Annotated in this window: 16 protein-coding genes; 9 read left to right on the forward strand and 7 right to left on the reverse strand. The window is 69.7% G+C overall.

Annotated elements, in window-relative coordinates; translation table 11 throughout:
• Nucleotides 1-139: 139 nt before the first annotated feature.
• The gene (locus NR810_RS14560; RefSeq protein WP_407653786.1) at nt 140-829 is read left to right on the forward strand and encodes a pilus assembly protein N-terminal domain-containing protein; all 690 of its coding nucleotides are present in this window, start codon (nt 140-142) and stop codon (nt 827-829) included.
• Between the two features lie 145 nt (nt 830-974).
• On the opposite strand, the gene NR810_RS14565 is transcribed toward NR810_RS14560, so the two are convergent.
• Together NR810_RS14565 and NR810_RS14570 are read right to left on the reverse strand one after the other, a co-directional pair.
• Nucleotides 975-3,065: a cation:proton antiporter gene (locus NR810_RS14565; protein ID WP_257453007.1), complete on the reverse strand. Its 2,091-nt coding sequence runs from the start codon at nt 3,063-3,065 to the stop codon at nt 975-977.
• Between the two features lie 99 nt (nt 3,066-3,164).
• Nucleotides 3,165-3,623 carry a hypothetical protein gene (locus tag NR810_RS14570; RefSeq protein ID WP_257453010.1) on the reverse strand — a complete coding sequence of 153 codons (459 nt, stop codon included), beginning with the start codon at nt 3,621-3,623 and terminating at the stop codon, nt 3,165-3,167.
• A 187-nt stretch (nt 3,624-3,810) separates the two neighbouring features.
• On the opposite strand from NR810_RS14570, the gene NR810_RS14575 reads away from it, so the two are divergent.
• Nucleotides 3,811-4,359 (forward strand): protein-tyrosine phosphatase family protein, encoded by a 549-nt coding sequence (locus tag NR810_RS14575; RefSeq protein WP_257453012.1) that lies wholly within the window; start codon nt 3,811-3,813, stop codon nt 4,357-4,359.
• Nucleotides 4,360-4,427: 68 nt separating this feature from the next.
• Here the strand turns inward: NR810_RS14575 and NR810_RS14580 are convergent, their stop codons facing one another.
• Complete coding sequence (locus tag NR810_RS14580; protein ID WP_257453014.1) at nt 4,428-5,180, reverse strand: DUF4142 domain-containing protein; 753 nt, start codon at nt 5,178-5,180, stop codon at nt 4,428-4,430.
• Nucleotides 5,181-5,410: 230 nt separating this feature from the next.
• Here NR810_RS14580 and glgX point away from each other — a divergent pair, with 230 nt between their 5' ends.
• From glgX to NR810_RS14605, 5 genes are all read left to right on the forward strand, one after another.
• Nucleotides 5,411-7,543, forward strand: coding sequence for a glycogen debranching protein GlgX (gene glgX, locus NR810_RS14585; protein ID WP_257453017.1), 2,133 nt, complete (start codon nt 5,411-5,413; stop codon nt 7,541-7,543).
• Nucleotides 7,544-7,675: 132 nt separating this feature from the next.
• Nucleotides 7,676-8,155 carry a hemerythrin domain-containing protein gene (locus NR810_RS14590; RefSeq protein WP_257453020.1) on the forward strand — a complete coding sequence of 160 codons (480 nt, stop codon included), beginning with the start codon at nt 7,676-7,678 and terminating at the stop codon, nt 8,153-8,155.
• Nucleotides 8,156-8,338: 183 nt separating this feature from the next.
• Nucleotides 8,339-10,192: a two-component system sensor histidine kinase NtrB gene (locus NR810_RS14595; protein WP_257453022.1), complete on the forward strand. Its 1,854-nt coding sequence runs from the start codon at nt 8,339-8,341 to the stop codon at nt 10,190-10,192.
• Nucleotides 10,189-11,493: an ATP-binding protein gene (locus tag NR810_RS14600; RefSeq protein ID WP_257453023.1), complete on the forward strand. Its 1,305-nt coding sequence runs from the start codon at nt 10,189-10,191 to the stop codon at nt 11,491-11,493. Before NR810_RS14595 ends, NR810_RS14600 begins: the two co-directional genes overlap by 4 nt.
• Nucleotides 11,494-11,602: 109 nt before the next feature.
• The gene (locus NR810_RS14605; RefSeq protein ID WP_257453026.1) at nt 11,603-13,471 is read left to right on the forward strand and encodes a two-component system sensor histidine kinase NtrB; all 1,869 of its coding nucleotides are present in this window, start codon (nt 11,603-11,605) and stop codon (nt 13,469-13,471) included.
• A gap of 9 nt (nt 13,472-13,480) precedes the next feature.
• Here NR810_RS14605 and aat read toward each other — a convergent pair whose 3' ends face one another.
• Nucleotides 13,481-14,167 (reverse strand): leucyl/phenylalanyl-tRNA--protein transferase, encoded by a 687-nt coding sequence (gene aat / locus NR810_RS14610; RefSeq protein WP_257453027.1) that lies wholly within the window; start codon nt 14,165-14,167, stop codon nt 13,481-13,483.
• Nucleotides 14,167-15,006, reverse strand: a complete 840-nt coding sequence (locus NR810_RS14615; protein ID WP_257453030.1) for an LEA type 2 family protein — start codon at nt 15,004-15,006, stop codon at nt 14,167-14,169. The genes aat and NR810_RS14615 overlap by 1 nt, the downstream gene beginning before the upstream one ends.
• A gap of 66 nt (nt 15,007-15,072) precedes the next feature.
• Between NR810_RS14615 and NR810_RS14620 the strand changes: the two genes are divergently transcribed.
• Nucleotides 15,073-15,732, forward strand: coding sequence for a hypothetical protein (locus NR810_RS14620; RefSeq protein ID WP_257453032.1), 660 nt, complete (start codon nt 15,073-15,075; stop codon nt 15,730-15,732).
• Between the two features lie 24 nt (nt 15,733-15,756).
• On the opposite strand, the gene NR810_RS14625 is transcribed toward NR810_RS14620, so the two are convergent.
• The gene (locus tag NR810_RS14625) at nt 15,757-16,104 is read right to left on the reverse strand and encodes a hypothetical protein (protein WP_257453034.1); all 348 of its coding nucleotides are present in this window, start codon (nt 16,102-16,104) and stop codon (nt 15,757-15,759) included.
• 74 nt (nt 16,105-16,178) lie between these two features.
• On the reverse strand, nt 16,179-17,006 hold the full coding sequence (locus NR810_RS14630; RefSeq protein ID WP_257453037.1) for a hypothetical protein: 828 nt from the start codon (nt 17,004-17,006) through the stop codon (nt 16,179-16,181).
• Between the two features lie 129 nt (nt 17,007-17,135).
• Between NR810_RS14630 and NR810_RS14635 the strand changes: the two genes are divergently transcribed.
• Entirely contained in the window at nt 17,136-17,777 is a 642-nt protein-coding gene (locus NR810_RS14635; RefSeq protein ID WP_257453039.1) for a zinc ribbon domain-containing protein, read from the forward strand.
• Nucleotides 17,778-17,837 lie beyond the last annotated feature (60 nt).

Consider the following 17,837-nt stretch of genomic DNA (forward strand, 5'->3'; position numbering starts at 1 on the left):
ACGGCTTCTCTACATACCCCGTGCTAAGAGGACACGCACACTTTCCGAGAGAATCGAGGTGCGTGTGCGTCCAACAGTGAGCCGCTCCCGCTTCCCCCGGCGGGGGCTCTTCCGCCTGCTCGCCCCCCTTTCCGTCTTCCTGCTGACACTGTCCGCCCCGCGTGCCTTGGCCTGGCCCGTGGACCTCCTGGTTCCGCTGGAGCCGGGCAAGGAGCGCTTCCACAAGCTGAGCGCGGTGGATTGGGTGGAGGTGGAGGACCCGTCCATCGTCACCGCGGAGGTGCTCCAGGGGAGCAACGAGCTGCTGCTCACCGGGCTGAAGCCGGGGCGCACGTTGCTGCTGCTGTACGCGGAGGGGAAGTTCGCCGTGTGGCGGCTGGTGGTGGGCGCACCGGGCAAGCCTCCCGAGCGCGAGCCCTCCGCGGAGCCACTCGCCGCGGCTCGCAAGGCCTGTCCGGGGCTGAAGGCCACCGAGGGCGCCGAGCGCTCCCTGACAGCCCTTGTGAAGGACGCGCGCTGCCGCGAGGCCCTGCTCGCGCTGCTGAAGACGGACGCGTATCTGGCGCGCGAGCTGGATCTCACCTTCGAGCTGCCCGTCCTGCAGGCGCAGCTCGCGGCACTGACGGGCGCGCTGAAGGGCTCCGGTCTCACCGTGAGCTATCACGGGGCCGGCGCGGTGCTGGCGGGCAGCACCACCCCGGAGGGGCATCGCCGGGCGCTGTGGGAGCTGTTCCGTCAGTCCGTGGGACGCGTACCGCTGGAGGACCGTGTGACCGTGCAGAGGCCGGAGCCTCCCGACGCGGGCAGGTCCGGCGACTCCGGGCCCTGAGTCGTTCCCGTGGATGTCCCCTCTCCCTCTGGGAGAGGGCTAGGGTGAGGGTCTTTCCTCCGCACCGTGAACGACCCGGGCGACGACCCTCACCCCCCGCCCTCTCCCAGAGGGAGAGGGAGCATGCGCAACCCAAGAACCTTCATCAGGGCACCGCCTGCTCGGGCTGCGCTCCGCTTCCATCGAGCACGCTCCGGGCCGCATCGATGGCGTCATGCGTGCCCGCGAGCGCGAGGATGTCTCCCTCACGCAGCTGCTCGTGCGCGGTGGGAACGACCACGTCCCCCTCGCCGCGCTTGATGGCGAGCACCGTGGCTCCCGTCATCCCTCGCAGGTTCAGCTCCGCGAGCGTCCGCCCCACGGCCGGGCTGGAGGCCACGAGCCGGATGGGGGTCGGCTCGCCCAGCCCGGGCAGTACCGGGTGGAGCGCCTCCAGGCTCTCGTCCTGCGCCTTCGTGCTCCCCCCACGAGACTGGGCCGCGAGCGCCTCGACGATGACCTGGGAGCCCGCCCGGACGTGTCCCTGGAGATTCCTGGCGCTGCGCCAGAACCCCACGCCGAACACCACCAACAGCAGCAGCAGCGCGACCGCGCCCTGGACGCCGGGGAGGAAGGGCTGCGTGAGGGCCACGACGGGGGCTCCCACGATGAGGATGCTCGCCAGCTGGAGCGTCACCACGAGCACGCGGCGCGGGGCGGCGGCCAGGTCCAGCCTGCCCTTCACCGCCGTGGCGGCGGGGAGGGCCGTCTCCGCGAGCAGCACACCCAGTTGGCGGGCCAGCCGGATGATGCCCACGCAGAAGGGAATCGCCAGGACGACCGCCAGCCCGATGCCGAGCAGGCGCGCCACCGAGGCGCTCAATCCCACCGTGTTCTCGATGGCCGTGGAGATCCTCCCCAGGGTGACGGACGTCCCGATGACGAGCGCGGTGAGCAGCGCCGCGTCGAGCAGCAGCAGGCGGATGGTGCGGCGGATCTTCGCGCCCACGGTCTGCCGCGGGGGCGCGGTGCGGAGGTTCTCCACCCACGTTCCATAGAGCACGGCGAACGTCTGGAGCGGCCCGGGCAGCTTGCGGTCCACGTAGTTGGCGACCGGTCCCGAGGCCCGGATGAGGAACGGCGTGGTCAGCGTGGTGATGGCGGACACGGCCACGGCCACGGGGTAGAGGAAGGACCCCGTGGCGTTCAGCGACAGGCCCAGGCCGGCGATGATGAAGGAGAACTCGCCGATCTGCGCCAGGCTCATGCCCGACTGGATCGCCGTGCGCGTCCCGCTGCCGGTGAGGAACACGCCCAGGCCGACGCCCACGAGCTTGCCGACGATGACCACCAGCGTCAGTACGACCACGGCCGCCCAGTGCTGGGCGATGAGCCCCGGATCGATGAGCATCCCCACCGAGACGAAGAAGATGGCCGCGAAGACGTCGCGCACCGGTTGCACCAGGTGCTCGACGTCCTTCTCCTTCCCGGACTCGGCGACGAGGGTGCCCGCGAGGAACGCGCCCAGTGCCACCGAGTAGCCGAACTCCTGCGCCAGCAGCGCGATGGCGAAGCAGATGCCGATGCTCGCCACCAGCAGCGTCTCCGGGCGGTTCAGGCGATGCACGGCACGGACCGTGCGCGGGATGAGCAGCAGGCCCACGGCGACGAGCCCCACCAGGAACAGGGCCAGCCGTCCCACGGTGAGGGTCAGCTGCCCCGCCGATAGCCCCGCGCCGGTGGAGATCGCCGTGAGCGCCGCCATCAGCAGGATGGCGATGAGATCCTCGACGATGAGGACGCCGACCACCAGCTCGCGCAGCTTGCCATGGATGCCCTGCTCATCGAAGGCCTTGGCGATGATGGTCGTACTGGAGATGGCGATGATGGCCCCGGTGAAGATGCTCTCGCGCGACGTCCAGCCGAAGGCCCGGCCCACGACGAAGCCGAGCCAGATCATCAGGCTGCACTGGATGACGGCCGTGAGCCCCGCCGTCGGGCCGACCTGGAACAGCTTGCGCAGGCTGAACTCCAGCCCGAGCGAGAACATGAGCAGGATGACGCCCAGCTCCGACAGGGTCTGGACGATGGTGGCATCCGCGACGAGCGGAATGGGCACGTGGGGGCCGATGATGAGCCCCGCCAGGATGTACCCGAGCACCACGGGTTGACGCAGCCGCTGGAAGAGGACCGACGTCACCGCCGCGACGCCGAGGACCATCGTCAGGGCCTTGAGGAAATCGTGAGCACCGTGCATCGCCAAATCACCCGTTGGGAAATCTCGTTGGACATCGGGGACGGCACGCTCACACCCCACCTGGGGCCGGCGCGCGTCTCTACCTCTGGAACCGGAACGTCACGCGGTCCGCGGAGGTCCTTGCGCGGGGCAGTTGGCGACCACCGGCCGATCCGCGAGCCGGTCCTGGTACACGGGCTTCGTGCGCCAGAGGTGCGTCCTCGCCTGCACCGGCAGCCATGCCTCCAGCCGCGCCGCGAGGTCGTGGCGATCGGCTCTCTTGGGATGAGGGGTGGGCTTGTGGGCGGGCCGGGACAGCTCCAGCCGGCCGTGGAACGACGGATCCTGGATGGCAGCCCGTTGCTCCGGGGACCCGGGGCGAGCGGCCGAGACCGAGCCCATCGGCGCGGGTTGCCGCGTGACCGAGGTCCACCGGACCCCCGTGTCCGTACCCGCGTCCTCACCCCCCGGACACACTCCGGCCAGCACGGCCAGGAGGAAGGCGCAGGCCGCGCCCATCAGGACCGTCCATCGGGCGCTCTGGAGATCGCGCCGAGCTGTGCCGCCGGTGATGCCCATGGGGAGAAGTTCTCCATGTTCCACTACCACCCGGAGCGCACCGGGGAAAGGTGCTCATATGACCTCCAGGCAGGCATCCGGAGGGTGCCTCGCGGGGAGGGGGTGTCTGGCGGGGTCGGGTGCCTAGCTTCGGGCATCGGCGGCGCACAGGGGCCTCGCGGCCAACGTGGAGGGGGGAGGGGGCGCGGTGATTCGACACTCCTGGACGTTGAATCTGGACTGGGTGACACCCGAGCTGGCCGTGGGGGGGCGTTTCCCCCTCGACGCCGCGGAGCACCTGGCCCGGAGTCTCTCCATCCGTCACATCGTCGACGTGCGCCGCGAGGCGTGTGACGACGAGTGCGTCCTGCGCCAGCACGGCATCACCCTGCTGCACCTGCCCACCGAGGATCTGTGCGCCATCAGCCGCCACATGCTCGACCAGGGCGTGCGCTGGGTACACGACCACCTGAGCCAGGGACGCAAGGTCTACATCCACTGCGAGCACGGCATCGGCCGCAGCGCGCTGCTGGCCCTCTGCGTGCTCGTGGACCTCGGTCATGCGCCGCTGGAGGCGCTCTCGCTGGCCAAGCGCGCGCGCCCGCGCGTCTCGCCCAGTCCGGAGCAGCTGGAGACCTTCATGGCCTGGGCCGAGGAGCGCCGCGTGGGTCGCTCCCTGCCCTGGCGCACGCCCACCTTCGACGAGCTGGCCGACATCGCCTACAGCCACCTGCGGCCATCCCCCTCGGCGGGCTGACACCACCGCCGTGCACCGGCGCGCGGGTGTGCTTCTCCCTCGCGCCAGTGCCCGGTCAGGGACCTTCGCTACTTCCTCGGCTGGGGGCTGGTGCCCGTGGTGCCACCGGTGCTGCCGCCCATCGTGCCCGGGGTGCTGCCCGTGCCCGGGTGCGTGCCCATGTGGCCGCCCGTGCCCGACTCGCTCCCCGGCAGCGTGCCGCTGCCCGCGCCGCCGACGCCCGTCGCCTGCGGGTTCAGCTTGCCGAGCACCGAGTAGGCCTGCTGCCGGTGCTGCGCCACGTGCTGCGTCAGGTCATCCATCAGCGAGGTGAGCTGCGCGTTGCCGCTGATCGCCTGACGGCCGGCCAGCAGCTTGCCGAGCGTGGCGTCATGGTCGCCCACCTGGTTGGCGATGTAACAGGAGTCGAACGGCGCGCCCTTGAGCGCCTGGAGCTCCTCCGTGACGGCCTTGTCGGCCGCCATGGCCTTCTTCTCCATGTCGTTCATCGGCTTGGGCATGTCCGCCAGCTTGATGCCCTGGCTCTGGGCGAAGGACATCAGCTTCTGGTCGGCGTCGGTGTGCTCGCGCACCATGGTCTCGCCGAAGGCCTTCACGTCCGGGTTGGTGGAGTTCTGCTGGGCAAGCTGGCCCAGCTTGATCTCCAGTTGGTTGGTGTAGTGCAGCCGCTCGAGCAGGGCCTTCTGATCGGTGGGCACGACGAATCCACGGTACTCGGCCGTCCCACCCTTGCCCGGGGCCTTGGCTCCCTGCTGTGCGAGCGCCGAGCTGCCGAGGACCAGCGTACCCGCGACGAGGAAACCTTGAATCATCCGCTTCATGTGCGTTCTCCCGTTCCCTTGAAAGGCGGCGCGCACCTTGGATGCGAGGGTGGCGGATCTTCGAGTGGCCCCCGGTCCTGAGCGTGCGGAACCGTACGGTGGGGCGCCGTGGCCGCTGGCTGCTGGACACTCCGTCTGTCCCGGGTCGGACGAAGCTTACTGTCCTTGAATAGCGTGACCTCCACGCACAGATTCCCCCGAGCACTGTGTTGGAAAGGATTCCGACGTCTATGACCAGGGAAGTATGGCCGGGCAAGCCGTACCCGCGAGGCGCCACCTTTGACGGGACGGGAGTGAACTTCGCGGTCTTCTCCCAGGCTGCCACCCGTGTCGAGGTGTGCCTCTTCGATCCGAGAGATCCCTCGAAGGAGGTGGAGCGGTTCGATCTACCAGGAGTCACCGACTGCGTCTGGCACGGCTACGTGCCGGGACTGGAGTCGGGCACGCTCTATGGTCTGCGCGTCCACGGTCCCTACGAGCCGCAGAAGGGGCTGCGCTGCAACCCCCACAAGCTGCTGGTGGACCCGTACGCCAAGGCGCTCCATGGCGAGGTGGACTGGTCCCAGCCCGTCTTCGGCTACCCGCTCGGGCACGCGCAGCAGGACCTGATGCGCGACGAGCGGGACAGCGCCGCGGGCATCCCCAAGGGCGTGGTGGTGGGCGACTACTTCGACTGGGGCAACGAGCGCCGTCCGGACGTGCCCTGGCGCAAGACGGTCATCTACGAGGCCCACGTGAAGGGCCTCACCATGCGCCACCCGAAGGTGCCCGAGCACCAGCGGGGCACCTACGCGGGCCTGGCCCACCCGGCCGTCATCGAGCACCTGCTCAAGCTGGGCGTCACCGCGGTGGAGCTGCTGCCGGTGCACGCCTTCGCCGATGACTCCTTCCTCGGGGAGAAGGGGCTCTCCAACTACTGGGGCTACAACACCCTCTGCTACTTCGCCCCCGAGCAGCGCTACGCCAGCCGCCAGACTCCCGGCGCCGTCGTCAACGAGTTCAAGGCGATGGTCAAGGCGCTGCACTCGGCGGGCATCGAGGTCCTCCTCGACGTCGTCTACAACCACTCCTGCGAGGGCAACCACCTGGGGCCCACGCTGTCGCTCAAGGGCATCGACAACGCCTCCTATTACTGGCTGATGCCGGACGCGCGCTACTACCTGGACTTCACCGGGTGCGGCAACAGCCTCAATGCCTCCAACCCCCAGGCGGCGCGCCTCATCGTCGACTCCCTGCGCTACTGGGTGGAGGAGATGCACGTGGACGGGTTCCGCTTCGACCTGGCCACCGTGCTCGGCCGCGTGGGCAAGGGCGAGTTCTCCCCCCACGCCCCCATCTTCCAGATCATCAACCAGGATCCGGTGCTCGGCCGGGTGAAGCTCATCGCCGAGCCGTGGGACGTGGGGCTCGGCGGCTACCAGGTGGGCGGCTTCCCCGCGCCCTGGCGCGAGTGGAACGGCAAGTACCGCGATGCGCTGCGCCGCTACTGGAAGGGCGACGAGAACCTCGCGGGCGAGGTGGGCCACCGCCTCGCGGGCTCCTCGGACCTCTACCAGGAGGCGAGGCGCCGCCCGCAGGCCAGCATCAACTTCGTCACCGCCCACGACGGCTTCACCCTGCACGACCTCGTCACCTACAGCCACAAGCACAACGAGGCCAACGGCGAGCACAACCGCGACGGCGCGGACGACAACCAGGCGTGGAACTGCGGCGTGGAGGGCGAGACGGACGACCCCGGCATCATCGCCCTGCGCGAGCGCCAGAAGCGCAACCTGCTCGCCTCGCTCTGCCTCTCCCAGGGCGTGCCCATGCTGGTGGCCGGCGACGAGATGGGGCGCACCCAGGGCGGCAACAACAACGCCTACTGCCAGGACAATGAGATTTCCTGGGTGGACTGGAACCTCGACGAGCGCCGCGAGGCCCTGCTGGAGTTCACCTCCCGTCTCATCCAGTTCCGCCACCGCCAGCCCGTGCTTCAGCGCCGCCGCTTCTTCCAGGGCAAACACATCTGGGATTCCGAGTACAAGGACCTGACATGGTTCCGTCCGGATGGCACGGAGATGGACCAGGGCGACTGGGAGAAGCCCTTCGTCCGCTCCCTCGCGTTCCTCCTGGGCGGTGACGCCATCCCCACGCCCGACGAGCGCGGCCAGCGCATCATCGGTGACGCACTGCTGGTGCTGCTCAACGCCCACCACGAGCCCGTGCGCTTCACCGTGCCTCCTCCAGCCGAGGACTCCCGGTGGGTCATCGAGTTCTACACCGCGGATGACAAGCGGGGCCCCGAGGAGCCGGTACCCGCCGGCCCCTTCGAGCTGACCGGCCGCTCCCTGGCCGTCTTCCGTCAGGTGCCGCGCGACTGACACGGCCGCCCTCCTGACGGGCAGGTGTGAAGGCTCGGGTCTCCCCGCCGATTGTCCCCCGTCTCCAGCATGCGGAGTGTGTGGCAGGGGACGAAGTCCGGCGGGGGGGAAGGACCCCAAGGAGCCAAAACCGTGAGCGCGATCGAACTACTGAAGCAGCAGCACCGGGAAGTCGACGAGCTGTTCCGGCGCATCAAGGTCAGCGATGAGGACGAGCGCATCTCCTTGCTGGGCAAGGTGGCCGAGGCCCTCACCATCCACGCGGCGCTGGAGGAGCAGTTGTTCTATCCCTTCGCCCGGGAGCAGGGCGTGGACGGCATCATCGACGAGTCCTTCCAGGACCATGCCGAGGTGAAGCGGCTCGTGTCGGAGATCCTCCAGGTCAAGCAGAACGACCCGAGGTTGATGGAGCTGTGCTCGCGCCTGGAGCGGATGGTGACCGAGCACGTGGGCCATGAGGAGAGCGCGCTGTTCCCCAAGGTGGAGTCCCTGGCGAACCGCGACGACCTGGTCTCCATGCGTGACGACATGCAGCAGGCGATCGACAGCTGGCGCAACCGTGAGCTGCTGCGCATGGCCGAGCACCAGGAGTCCCTGCCTCCGGTGATGTAGGCGAGCAGGCGGCCCACACCGCTGACGGGGCGTGGGCGCGAGCGGACTCAGGCAGGCCACGGGCTCCTGGCGGGCTCGTGGCTTTTGTCACGGGGGCTGCTCGTGTGCGATATAAAGAGGGTCCTCTAATGGACACTCGCGGATCGACCATCCGAGATGCAGAGCCAAAGGACTCTCTCGTCAATGAGCCAAGGGCCTCGTGCGTGGTTGCTCGGGCGGCTGGACGCGTTCTTGACGGAGAGCCAACGCCGGCTGCCACCGGACGAGCTCAGCCGCTACCGCGTGCTGGTGGGGGGCACGCTCTGCCAGGTGGTGCTCAACCTGGTGATGGCGCTCTCGGCGTCGTTCTTCCAGGAGGTCAGCCTCCCGCGCTTCCTGCTCGGGCTGGTGATGGCGGTGTTCTTCGGGCTGGTGCTGGTGGCCGTGCGCCGGGGGCGCTCCCACCAGCCGGCGGCGAGGATGCTGTGTGGTCTGTTCGTGGCCGGCTACATCGGCGCCACCTTCGCGATGCCCCATCCCGCCATGGCCTCGCACGCGACGGCCATGCTCATCCTGTGCCTGTCGGTCTACCTGATGGGGGTGCGGCCGGGGCTCATCGTCACGGGGTTCTTCTGCCTCAACGCGAGCGTCCTCCTCCCGCTCAGCCTGTCGGGGTTCGGCACCCTGGAGCCGCTCTTCGCCCAGCCCCGGCTGTGGGCCGCGGGGATGATGGATGCCCTCATCCTGCTGCTCGGCTGGGGGGTGAGCGCGCTGTTCTGCTTCGCGCGCGACGAGGCCATCTCCACGGTGCGCGAGAGCGAGCGCACGCTGAGCAGCCTCCTGGAGAGCACGGATGAGCCGGTGTGCTCGCTGGACCTACAAGGGAACATCGTCACCGCCAATGCGGCGGCGAGGCGGATGTTCCGCCTGGCGTTCGGGCGGGACGTGAATCCGGGGGATGCGCTGGACCAGGAGTCCTCGGAGGAGGTGCGGGCCACGTGGCGCGCGAGCCTGGCCCGGGTGCTCGGGGGACAGCCCGTGCGTTACGAGATACCCTTCCGGCAGGAGGGCCGCCCCATCACGTTGGACATCTCCCTCCACCCCATCCAGGGCGAGGACGGGCGGCCCAGGGGAGTGACCTTGTTCGGGCGGGACGTCACCGCGCGCAAGGCGGCCGAGTCGCGGCTGGACGAGCTGCACCGCAACCTGGTGGACATGTCACGCCGGGCGGGCATGGCGGAGGTGGCCACCGGCGTGTTGCACAACGTGGGCAACACGCTCAACAGCGTCAACGTCGCGGCCACGCTCGTCATGGACGGCCTCCGCGGTTCGCGGGCGCCCCAGCTGGTACGCGCGGTGGAGCTGCTGCGCGAGAACGAGGCGCGGCTGCCTGCCTTCCTGCTGGAGGACGAGCGGGGGCGCAAGCTTCCGGAGTACCTCTCCACGGTCTCGCACCACCTGGTGAAGGAGCACGAGCGGCTGCTGGCGGAGATGCAGGGGCTGGCGCGCAACGTGGAGCACATCAAGGCCGTGGTGGGCATGCAGCAGGAGAACGCGCGCTTTGGCGGCGTGGTGGAGCAGGTGCCGGTGCCGGAGCTCATCGACGACGCGCTGCGCCTGCATGCGACCTCCTTCGAGCAGCTGGGCATCCGCGTCCACCGCGAGTACGCCGAGCTCCCCGAGGTGCTGGTGGACCGGCACAAGCTGCTTCAAATCCTCGTGAACCTGCTGGGCAACGCGCGTCATGCGCTGATGGAGAGCGGGCGCAGGGACAAGCAGCTGTCCATCCGCGTGCGGCGGGACGGGGCGGCGCGGTTGCTGCGCATCGAGGTGGGCGACAACGGGGTGGGCATCTCCCCGGAGCACCTCTCGCGGCTCTTCGCGCATGGTTTCACCACGAAGAAGGGTGGGCACGGCTTCGGGCTGCACGCCAGTGCGCTGGCGGCCGAGGAGCTGGGGGGGCGGCTCAGCTGCGAGAGCGCCGGACCCGGTCAGGGCGCCACCTTCATCATCGAGTTGCCCCTGCGCGAGCAGGGACGCAGGGAGGCCATGGAATGAACACGGTCACGAGGGATGGACGGCGCATCCTCGTCGTCGACGACAACCCCTCCATCCACCAGGACTTCCGGAAGATCCTCGCCCAGCACGAGGACCTCGAGGAGCTGGATGCGATGGAGTCCATGATCTTCGGGTCCGTCCCGGGGCGCGTGCGGGTCTCCTCCTTCGAGGTGGACTCGGCGACGAACGGGGAGGAGGGCGTGCGGCGCGTGCGGGCCGCGATGGGCGAGGGGCGCCCGTATGCCATGGCCTTCGTGGACATCCGGATGCCTCCGGGCATCGACGGGGTGGAGGCCACGCTGCGCATGTGGCGCGAGGAGGCGGACCTGCAGGTGGTGCTGTGCTCGGCCCACTCCGACTACTCGTGGGAGGACCTGGCCAGGAAGCTGGGCGCCAACGAGCGGTTGCTCATCCTGCGCAAGCCCTTCGACAACATGGAGGTGCGGCAGATGGCGCACGCGCTCTGCGAGAAGTGGGAGCTGCTGCGCGCCAGTCACCAGCGGATGGAGGACCTGGAGCGGGCCGTGGCGGAGCGGACGCGGGCGCTGGAGGAGGCCAACGCGCGGCTGCTGCACGCGCAGAAGCTGGAGGCGCTGGGGAGGATGTCGGCGGGGCTCGCCCACGAGGTCAACAATCCCTTGAGCTACGTGCTGTCCAACCTGCGCCACGTGCATCGGGGGCTCTCGGCCCTGCCGTGCAAGGACGAGGGCGAGGAGATGAGGGAGGAGCTGCGCGACTCCTGCCAGGACGCGGTGCTCGGTGCCGAGCGCATCGCGCGCATCGTCCAGGACGTGCGGCTCTTCGCCCGGATGGACGAGCCGCCGCGCGAGCCGGTGGACGTGCGCGCGGTGTTGGAGCTCTCCCTCTCCATGGCGGGCGAGGCGCTGCGTCCGGGCATCCGCGTGGTCCGCGACTTCCAGGCGGTGCCGCTCGTGCTGGGGAGCGATCACAGCCTGGGGCAGGTGTTCCTCAACCTCATCATCAACGCCACCCATGCGCTGGCGGGCCGCCCCGAGCCCTCCCTCCACCTGGGCCTGCGGCGGATCGCGGACGGCCGGGTGGAGGTGGAGGTGCGTGACAATGGCTGCGGGATTGCTCCGGAGAACCTGGGCCGCCTCTTCGAGCCCTTCTTCACGACGAAGCCGGTGGGGACGGGCACGGGGCTCGGTCTGTCCATCTGTCACGGAATCGTGACGCGGCTGGGGGGAGACATCAGCGTGGACAGCACGCCGGGCCGGGGCACCGCCTTCCGGGTACTGTTGCCCGCCGCGCCGTCCCGGACGGGGGAGTTCTCGGCGTGACACTTCGACCCCCCCGGCTTCTTTGCCCGGGGGGTGGTTCTGCGTTCATCATTCCCCCCAGGCCGTAACGCGAGAGGCCGGTCACCGCGCGCACGGGCTGGGGGCAGCGATGCGCTGGGATTCGCGAGCGTGGTTCCTGAGGGGGTTGGATCGGCTTCTGTCGGAGGAGCAGCGGCGGTTGCCTCCGGCGGAGCTCGGCCGCTACCGGGTCCTGGTGGGGGCCACGGTCCTCAACCTGGTGCTGGCGGTGCAGATGTGCGTCTCCGGTCTGCGCTCGCCGCTCCGCTCGTTCTTGCTGGTGGCGGGACCCGGGGTCGTGGCGGGCTATGTGGCCGTGCTGGTGCTGGCGCGCCGGTCGCGCTCACCCCGGCTCCCCTCACTGCTCCTGTGCTCCCTGCTGTCGGTGGGCATGATCGCCGCATCCCTGTCCATGGGGACGCAACAGGCGGCCACGCACGCGGCGCACATGCTGCTCCCGGCGCTGGCGGCCTATCTGCTGGGCGTCCGGCTGGGACTGCTCTTCACCGTGCTCTTCGGGCTCAACGCCCTGCTGCTCCAACCGCTCCTCCAGGTGGGGTTCGACCTGTCGCGTCCGCTCTTCCCGGACGAGATGTCGCGGATGATGAGCATCCTGGCCGGCGGCTCCTTCCTGGGGGGCTGGGCGCTGAGCTCGCTCCACGTCCTGGCGCGCCAGGAGTCCCACTCGGCGTTCGAGCGGACCCTGGAGATGTTGCGCAAGCGGGAGTGGCAGCTCTCCAGCCTCATCGAGAGCACGGATGACATGGTGGTGGCGCTCGATACGGAGGGCCGGTTGATCATCGCCAATCAGGCGGTGCGGAAGTTCTTCCCCCAGTTCCGTCCGGAGGAGCGGCCGTCGGACCAGGCCATCCTCGAGGCGTTTCCTCCGGAGCGGCGCGAGCACATGCGGGAGCGGTTCCAGCAGGCGCTCTCCGGGCAGCGCGCGCGGGTGGAGGGGGAATACCAGCTGGGGGGCCGGCGGGTGACGCTGGAGACGCTCATCAGCCCCGTGCTGGGGGAGGGCGAGCGCGTGATGGGGGCGCTCTTCGTCGGCCGTGACATCACGGCGCGCAAGGACGCCGAGGCGCGGCTGAGCGAGATGCACCGCAGTCTGTTGGACGTGTCGCGCCAGGCGGGCATGGCGGAGATCGCCAACGGCGTGCTGCACAACGTGGGCAACACGCTCAACAGCGTGAACGTGTCGGCGAACCTCGTGACCGAGCGGATGGGGAGCCTGCGCGTGGCCGGACTGGTGAAGAGCGCGGAGCTGCTGCGGGAGCACGCGGCGGACCTGGCCACCTTCTTCACCGCGGATCCCCGGGGCCAGCGGCTCCCGGCCTACCTCCAGGCGCTCGCGGAGCAGCTCTCGCGGGAGCGGGACGCGGTGCTGGAGGAGATGCGGCGGCTGCGCGACAGCGTGGACCACCTCAAGCTCGTGGTGAGCATGCAGCAGAAGAACGCCCGCTTCTCCGGGGTGCTGGAGCAGGTGTCCATGCCGGAGCTCATCGACGACGCGCTGCGGCTGCACGCGGTGTCCTTCGAGCGGCTGGGCATCCAGCTGCGGCGCGAGTACTCCGAGCTCCCGCCGGTGGTGGTGGACCGGCACAAGCTGCTTCAAATCCTCGTGAACCTGGTGAGCAACGCGCGCCACGCGCTGCTGGACAGCCAGCGCGAGGACAAGCAGCTGGGCATCCGCGTGGAGCGGGTGGGGGAGCGGCTGCGCATCTCCGTGCGGGACAACGGGGTGGGCATCTCCCCGGAGAACCTCGAGCGCCTCTTCACCCAGGGCTTCACCACGAAGAAGGAGGGGCACGGCTTCGGGCTGCACATCAGCGCGCTGACGGCCGAGGAGATGGGAGGCTCGCTCGGCGTCACGAGCGACGGCCCCGGGCAGGGGGCCACCTTCACCCTCGAGCTGCCCGTGGAGGGCATCGCGGCCCCCGCCCAGGCGACGGGGTGAGCCGCCGGCTCAGGTACCCGTCCACTTCCCGCGGCGGGTGGGGGCCTCCAGGGCCGCGGCGAGCGCCTGGAGGTAGCGCTTCCTCGGCCAGTGCTCGGCGCCGAAGCGCGCCAGGTGCTCCGTCTCCACCTGACAGTCGATGAAGTGCAGGCCCCACTCGCGGAAGCGCTCCACGGCGGTGACGAAGGCCACCTTCGAGGCGTCCGGTGCCCGGGCGAACATGCTCTCCCCGAAGAAGGCCGCCCCCAGGGACACGCCGTAGAAGCCACCCTTCAGCTCGCCCTCCGCCCAGGCCTCCACCGAGTGCGCGAAGCCCAGCTCGTGCAGGGTGACATAGGCCTCGCGCATCTCGTCCGTTATCCACGTCCCGTCCTGCCCGGGGCGCGGCACGCGGGAGCACTCGGTGATGACGTCCTCGAAGGCGGTGTCCCAGCGGATGTCATAGACGCCGGCCTTGAGCGTCTTGCGCAGGGAGCGGCCCACGTGCAGCTTGTCCGGCTCCAGCACGAAGCGCGGATCCGGCGAGTGCCAGAGCACGGGCTGGCCCTCGTTGTACCAGGGGAAGATGCCCCGGGAGTACGCGGCCAGCAGGCGCTCGGGACTCAAGTCTCCCCCCACCGCGAGCAGGCCGCTGCGGTCCGCCTTCTCCGGGGGCGGGAAGAGCTCCGGGTCTTCTCCGAGGAAATAGATGGGCACTACCGCGACACGTTGAGCTTCACGTCTCCGGACAGCGAGTAGGGGACGCGCACCAGCGGGCCCGTGAGCTCGCCCGCCACCTCATACGGCAGCGTCCCCTTGGCGATGAGCGCCCGCACGTCCTGCCCCCACGTCTCCGTCGTCACCGCCAGCTCCACGGGATACACTCCGGTGGCCGCCGCGTCCACGGTGTCGTACTTGCCCTGTGTCCCCTCGCCCAGCTTCCGGCCGCCCACGGTGATGGCCCAGCGGAGCCCATCCAGCCGCAGCGGGAAGGGGTTGGGGTTGCGTACCCCCAGGCGCAGCAGCAGGTCCACCTTCTCCTCCGAGTAGCGCGCCCCCTCCAGGCTCTCGATGCGCACCTCGGGCAGCCGCGGCACGCGCACCTGCCTTGAGGCGGCGAAGGGCAGCGTGCGCACGGTCTCTCCCGAGCGCACCGTCAGCACGCCGCGCAGCGCCAGGAGCACCGTTCCCCCCCGCTGGCTCATCGCCCGCAGGTCCTCCTCGCCCCGGACGTAGGCGGCCCCGGCCTGGAAGGAGAAGGGCGTGGGGGCCCCGGGGGCCAGTGCCACCCCCAGCGGCGCCGAGCCCTTCTCCACCACCTGCCCCTCGGAGACGAGCTCGTAGTCGGCCTTCTCCAGCACGGCGGGGCCGGGGCTGGTGAGCTGTCCGGCATAGCGGAGTGTCACCTCGGTGAGGCCCTGGGAGGCGACGGTGGTCTCCTGGGCCTCGAGCGAGGCGGGGCCACCCTCGGGCGCGGCGGGTGGCGTGGAGGCACACCCGGCGACCCAGGCGGCGAGCGTCAGGATGTGGACGATGGCACGCGGGGCGGAACGCATGCCCGCCAAGGTGGGTCGGGTTCCGTCTGGCCTCAAGGGGTTTTCAGGTACACTGTTGACTACACCGTGGCCCCTCGTCGCCCGAACCTCAACAAGGCCGTCCGCGCCCTCATCCGTGACATCGCCGCGAAGATGCCCGAGTTCTCCCACGTGAGAGCCAGCCGCATCCTGGTGATCGCAGGCGAAGCCCGCCGGGCCTCCCGGGGCACGGTGAAGCCGCTGTGCTTCCGGGGCGGGCGCAGCACGGACCGCACCGGGCGCCGCAAGCCCATCATCCGCATCCGCGGCAGGCGGATGCTCTACTGCATCACCCTGCGCCCGCTCTTCTTCCGCTCCTCCACGGCCCAGGGGCGCATCGAGACGGTGATGCACGAGCTCTTCCACATGTCGCGGCGCTTCGACGGCACGCTGCACGCGGGGCGCAGGCACTCGGTGCTGGGCAAGGAGTTCTCCCGCCGGTTGAAGCCCCTGGTGCGCCGCTACCTCAAGCACTGCCCGCCGGAGCTGCTGAAGGTGTTCTCGTACTCGGGGGAGATTCGGGTGCTGCAGTGGTTGGAGCGGCCCGGTCCCGCCTACGTCCCCGGCACGCCCCGCGTGCGCAAGGTGTACACCGAGGATCAGCTCTACTACGGCATCGCCCGCATGGTGACGCGCAAGCGGCCCCATTCCCCGAAGGAGCCCAAGCCCCAGGGCAAGGAGCGCGGGGAGAAGGTGCGGTTGCACTGAGGCCCGCCCGCCCGGCGGACGTGCTCAGTTGAGGTAGCGCGGGCGGGGAGGGGCGGGCGGCTCCGGCGTCGTGCCGGACGCCATCATCTCCAACCCCTGGCGGGTGAGCAGGAAGCGCACCACGCCGGCACCGCGCTCCGTTTCGATCTCCGCCTCGAAGGCGGGGCCCGCGATGGCGCCCATCTGCACGTCCTTGCGCAGGTTGTGCACCTTGCCGGTCAGCAGGTCTCCCGCCACGGGCTGCACCGAGTCGCCACGCCGGTAGAGGTCGTACGCCGCCTGGTGCAGCGTCATGGCCAACCCGGGCGACAACGGCTGCGAGCTGAACAGGACCGAGATGAGGACCCAATAGGGAGGGGACTGTTCGGCCATGGCCCTCATCCTAACCCCCTCGCGCCGCGCTCCCACAAGATTTCGATGGGGTTGTGTTTTTCCCCGGTCCCCCGTCAGGGTGTGTCCCGCGCCGCGCCGGCCGGAGCCTCGGCCCCGCCGAACGCGCCGAGGAGCACCGCGTCCAGGCCGACGTTGCCCGCCCGCTCGATGCGCTCCTTGTGCTTCTCCAACAGCTTCAGGTTGGCGGCGACCGCGGCCTTCGACGCCTCGGACAGGGCAGGCGCCTGGGCCGCCTCCTCCCCCATGGACACGAGCTGCCGCATCTCCTCCTCGAGCTCGGCCCGCTGCTCGGCGTCGAGCGTCTCGTCCTGCAGCTTCTCGCTCACCTCCAGGAGCGCCTCGTCGCGGGCCGCTGCCATCTCCTCCCGCTCCTGCTCCGTCGTGCCCGTCATCTCCGAGGCGTAGAGCGTCTGGGTGATGGCGAGGTACTCGCCCGGAGACATGCGGTGCTTCTTCAGGCCCTCGATGTAGGAGCCGTGCACCTGGGTGAGCAGCCCGGTCATCATCCCGGTGGCCTGCATCGCCGCGCCAAAGTCCGCCTCCTTCGAGTCCTTGTGCTGCTCCTCGAAGCTCTGGGACTGCTTCTCGAACTCGGCGAACGCCGGCAGCACCGCCTCGCGCACCCCGAGGTAGTCGAGCATGCGCGCCTCGGAGATCTCCAGCACCTCGCCCTCGGGCGGCGCCTTGAAGGGATGTTGCCGCTCGAGCTGCGCCAGCTCCTGCCCCATCGCCTGCATCTTCTGCCCCGCCTCCATCATGGAGGACATGGAGTCGCCCACCTGCCGCTTCAGCCACCAGGCCCCCACCCCCACGCCGATGACCGCCAGCAGCACCAGCGAGCCACAGCCGATGCCCACTCCCACCAGGACCTTCTTGTTCATGAACTCCCCCTCTTCAGGAAAGGAACCGATGCGCCGGGTGGTAGCTCCATCGGGTCTCCGAGGGCAAGCCCCCCCTGGACAGTGCTACCGTGGCTGGCGCCGAGCTGTGCGAGGAGGAGGCCCACGCCCATGGCGATGATTCAGTTCACCCGGAATTACACCGACCGCTCGAACGACAGCGGTTTCCAGTTCGAGTTCCACTGCGACAAGTGCGGCAACGGGCACATGTCGACCTTCATCACCAACAAGCTGGGACTGGCAGCCAGCTTCCTGCGCGCCGCGGGCTCCATCTTCGGCGGTGCGGTGTCTCGTGCCGCCTACGCGGGCGACCATGTGAAGGATGCCCTGCGTGGCAACGCCTGGGACGACGCCTTCTCCGAGGCCGTCACCGAGGCCAAGACGCACTTCCAGCACTGCACCCGCTGTGGCAAGTGGGTATGTCCGGAGGCGTGTTGGAATGCGTCTCGCGGCCTGTGTGAGGCGTGCGCGCCGGACATTCAGGAGGAGGCCGCGCACATCCAGGCCAAGGTGTCCGTGGAGCAGGCCTGGGACAAGGCTCGCAAGGTGGACCAGGTCGAGGGCCTGGACATGAAGGCCCAGCACTCCGTCGTGACCTGCCCCCACTGCCGCGCTCGCACCAAGGGCGGGAAGTTCTGCGCCGAGTGTGGCAAGCCCCTGGTGGCCAAGGCGGTTCACTGCACCCAGTGCGGTACGGAGCTCGCCGCCAAGGCTCGTTTCTGTGCCGAGTGTGGCACGCCTCGCGGCGGGTGAGCGGGCGGGTGAACGGTTCAGACCCTCACCCCAGCCCTCTCCCAGAGGGAGAGGGGGCAT

This window comes from Archangium lipolyticum (assembly GCF_024623785.1).
Lineage (GTDB): Bacteria > Myxococcota > Myxococcia > Myxococcales > Myxococcaceae > Archangium > Archangium lipolyticum.

What these genes read in the sequence shown, in the direction of transcription:
- NR810_RS14580 (WP_257453014.1), bottom strand. Translation starts at nt 5,180, where the DNA reads ATGAAGCGGATGATTCAAGGTTTCCTCGTCGCGGGTACGCTGGTCCTC.
- NR810_RS14625 (WP_257453034.1), bottom strand. Translation starts at nt 16,104, where the DNA reads ATGGCCGAACAGTCCCCTCCCTATTGGGTCCTCATCTCGGTCCTGTTC.
- glgX (WP_257453017.1), top strand. Translation starts at nt 5,411, where the DNA reads ATGACCAGGGAAGTATGGCCGGGCAAGCCGTACCCGCGAGGCGCCACC.
- NR810_RS14600 (WP_257453023.1), top strand. Translation starts at nt 10,189, where the DNA reads ATGAACACGGTCACGAGGGATGGACGGCGCATCCTCGTCGTCGACGAC.
- NR810_RS14630 (WP_257453037.1), bottom strand. Translation starts at nt 17,006, where the DNA reads ATGAACAAGAAGGTCCTGGTGGGAGTGGGCATCGGCTGTGGCTCGCTG.
- NR810_RS14635 (WP_257453039.1), top strand. Translation starts at nt 17,136, where the DNA reads ATGGCGATGATTCAGTTCACCCGGAATTACACCGACCGCTCGAACGAC.
- NR810_RS14565 (WP_257453007.1), bottom strand. Translation starts at nt 3,065, where the DNA reads ATGCACGGTGCTCACGATTTCCTCAAGGCCCTGACGATGGTCCTCGGC.
- NR810_RS14615 (WP_257453030.1), bottom strand. Translation starts at nt 15,006, where the DNA reads ATGCGTTCCGCCCCGCGTGCCATCGTCCACATCCTGACGCTCGCCGCC.
- NR810_RS14605 (WP_257453026.1), top strand. Translation starts at nt 11,603, where the DNA reads ATGCGCTGGGATTCGCGAGCGTGGTTCCTGAGGGGGTTGGATCGGCTT.
- NR810_RS14570 (WP_257453010.1), bottom strand. Translation starts at nt 3,623, where the DNA reads ATGGGCATCACCGGCGGCACAGCTCGGCGCGATCTCCAGAGCGCCCGA.
- NR810_RS14595 (WP_257453022.1), top strand. Translation starts at nt 8,339, where the DNA reads ATGAGCCAAGGGCCTCGTGCGTGGTTGCTCGGGCGGCTGGACGCGTTC.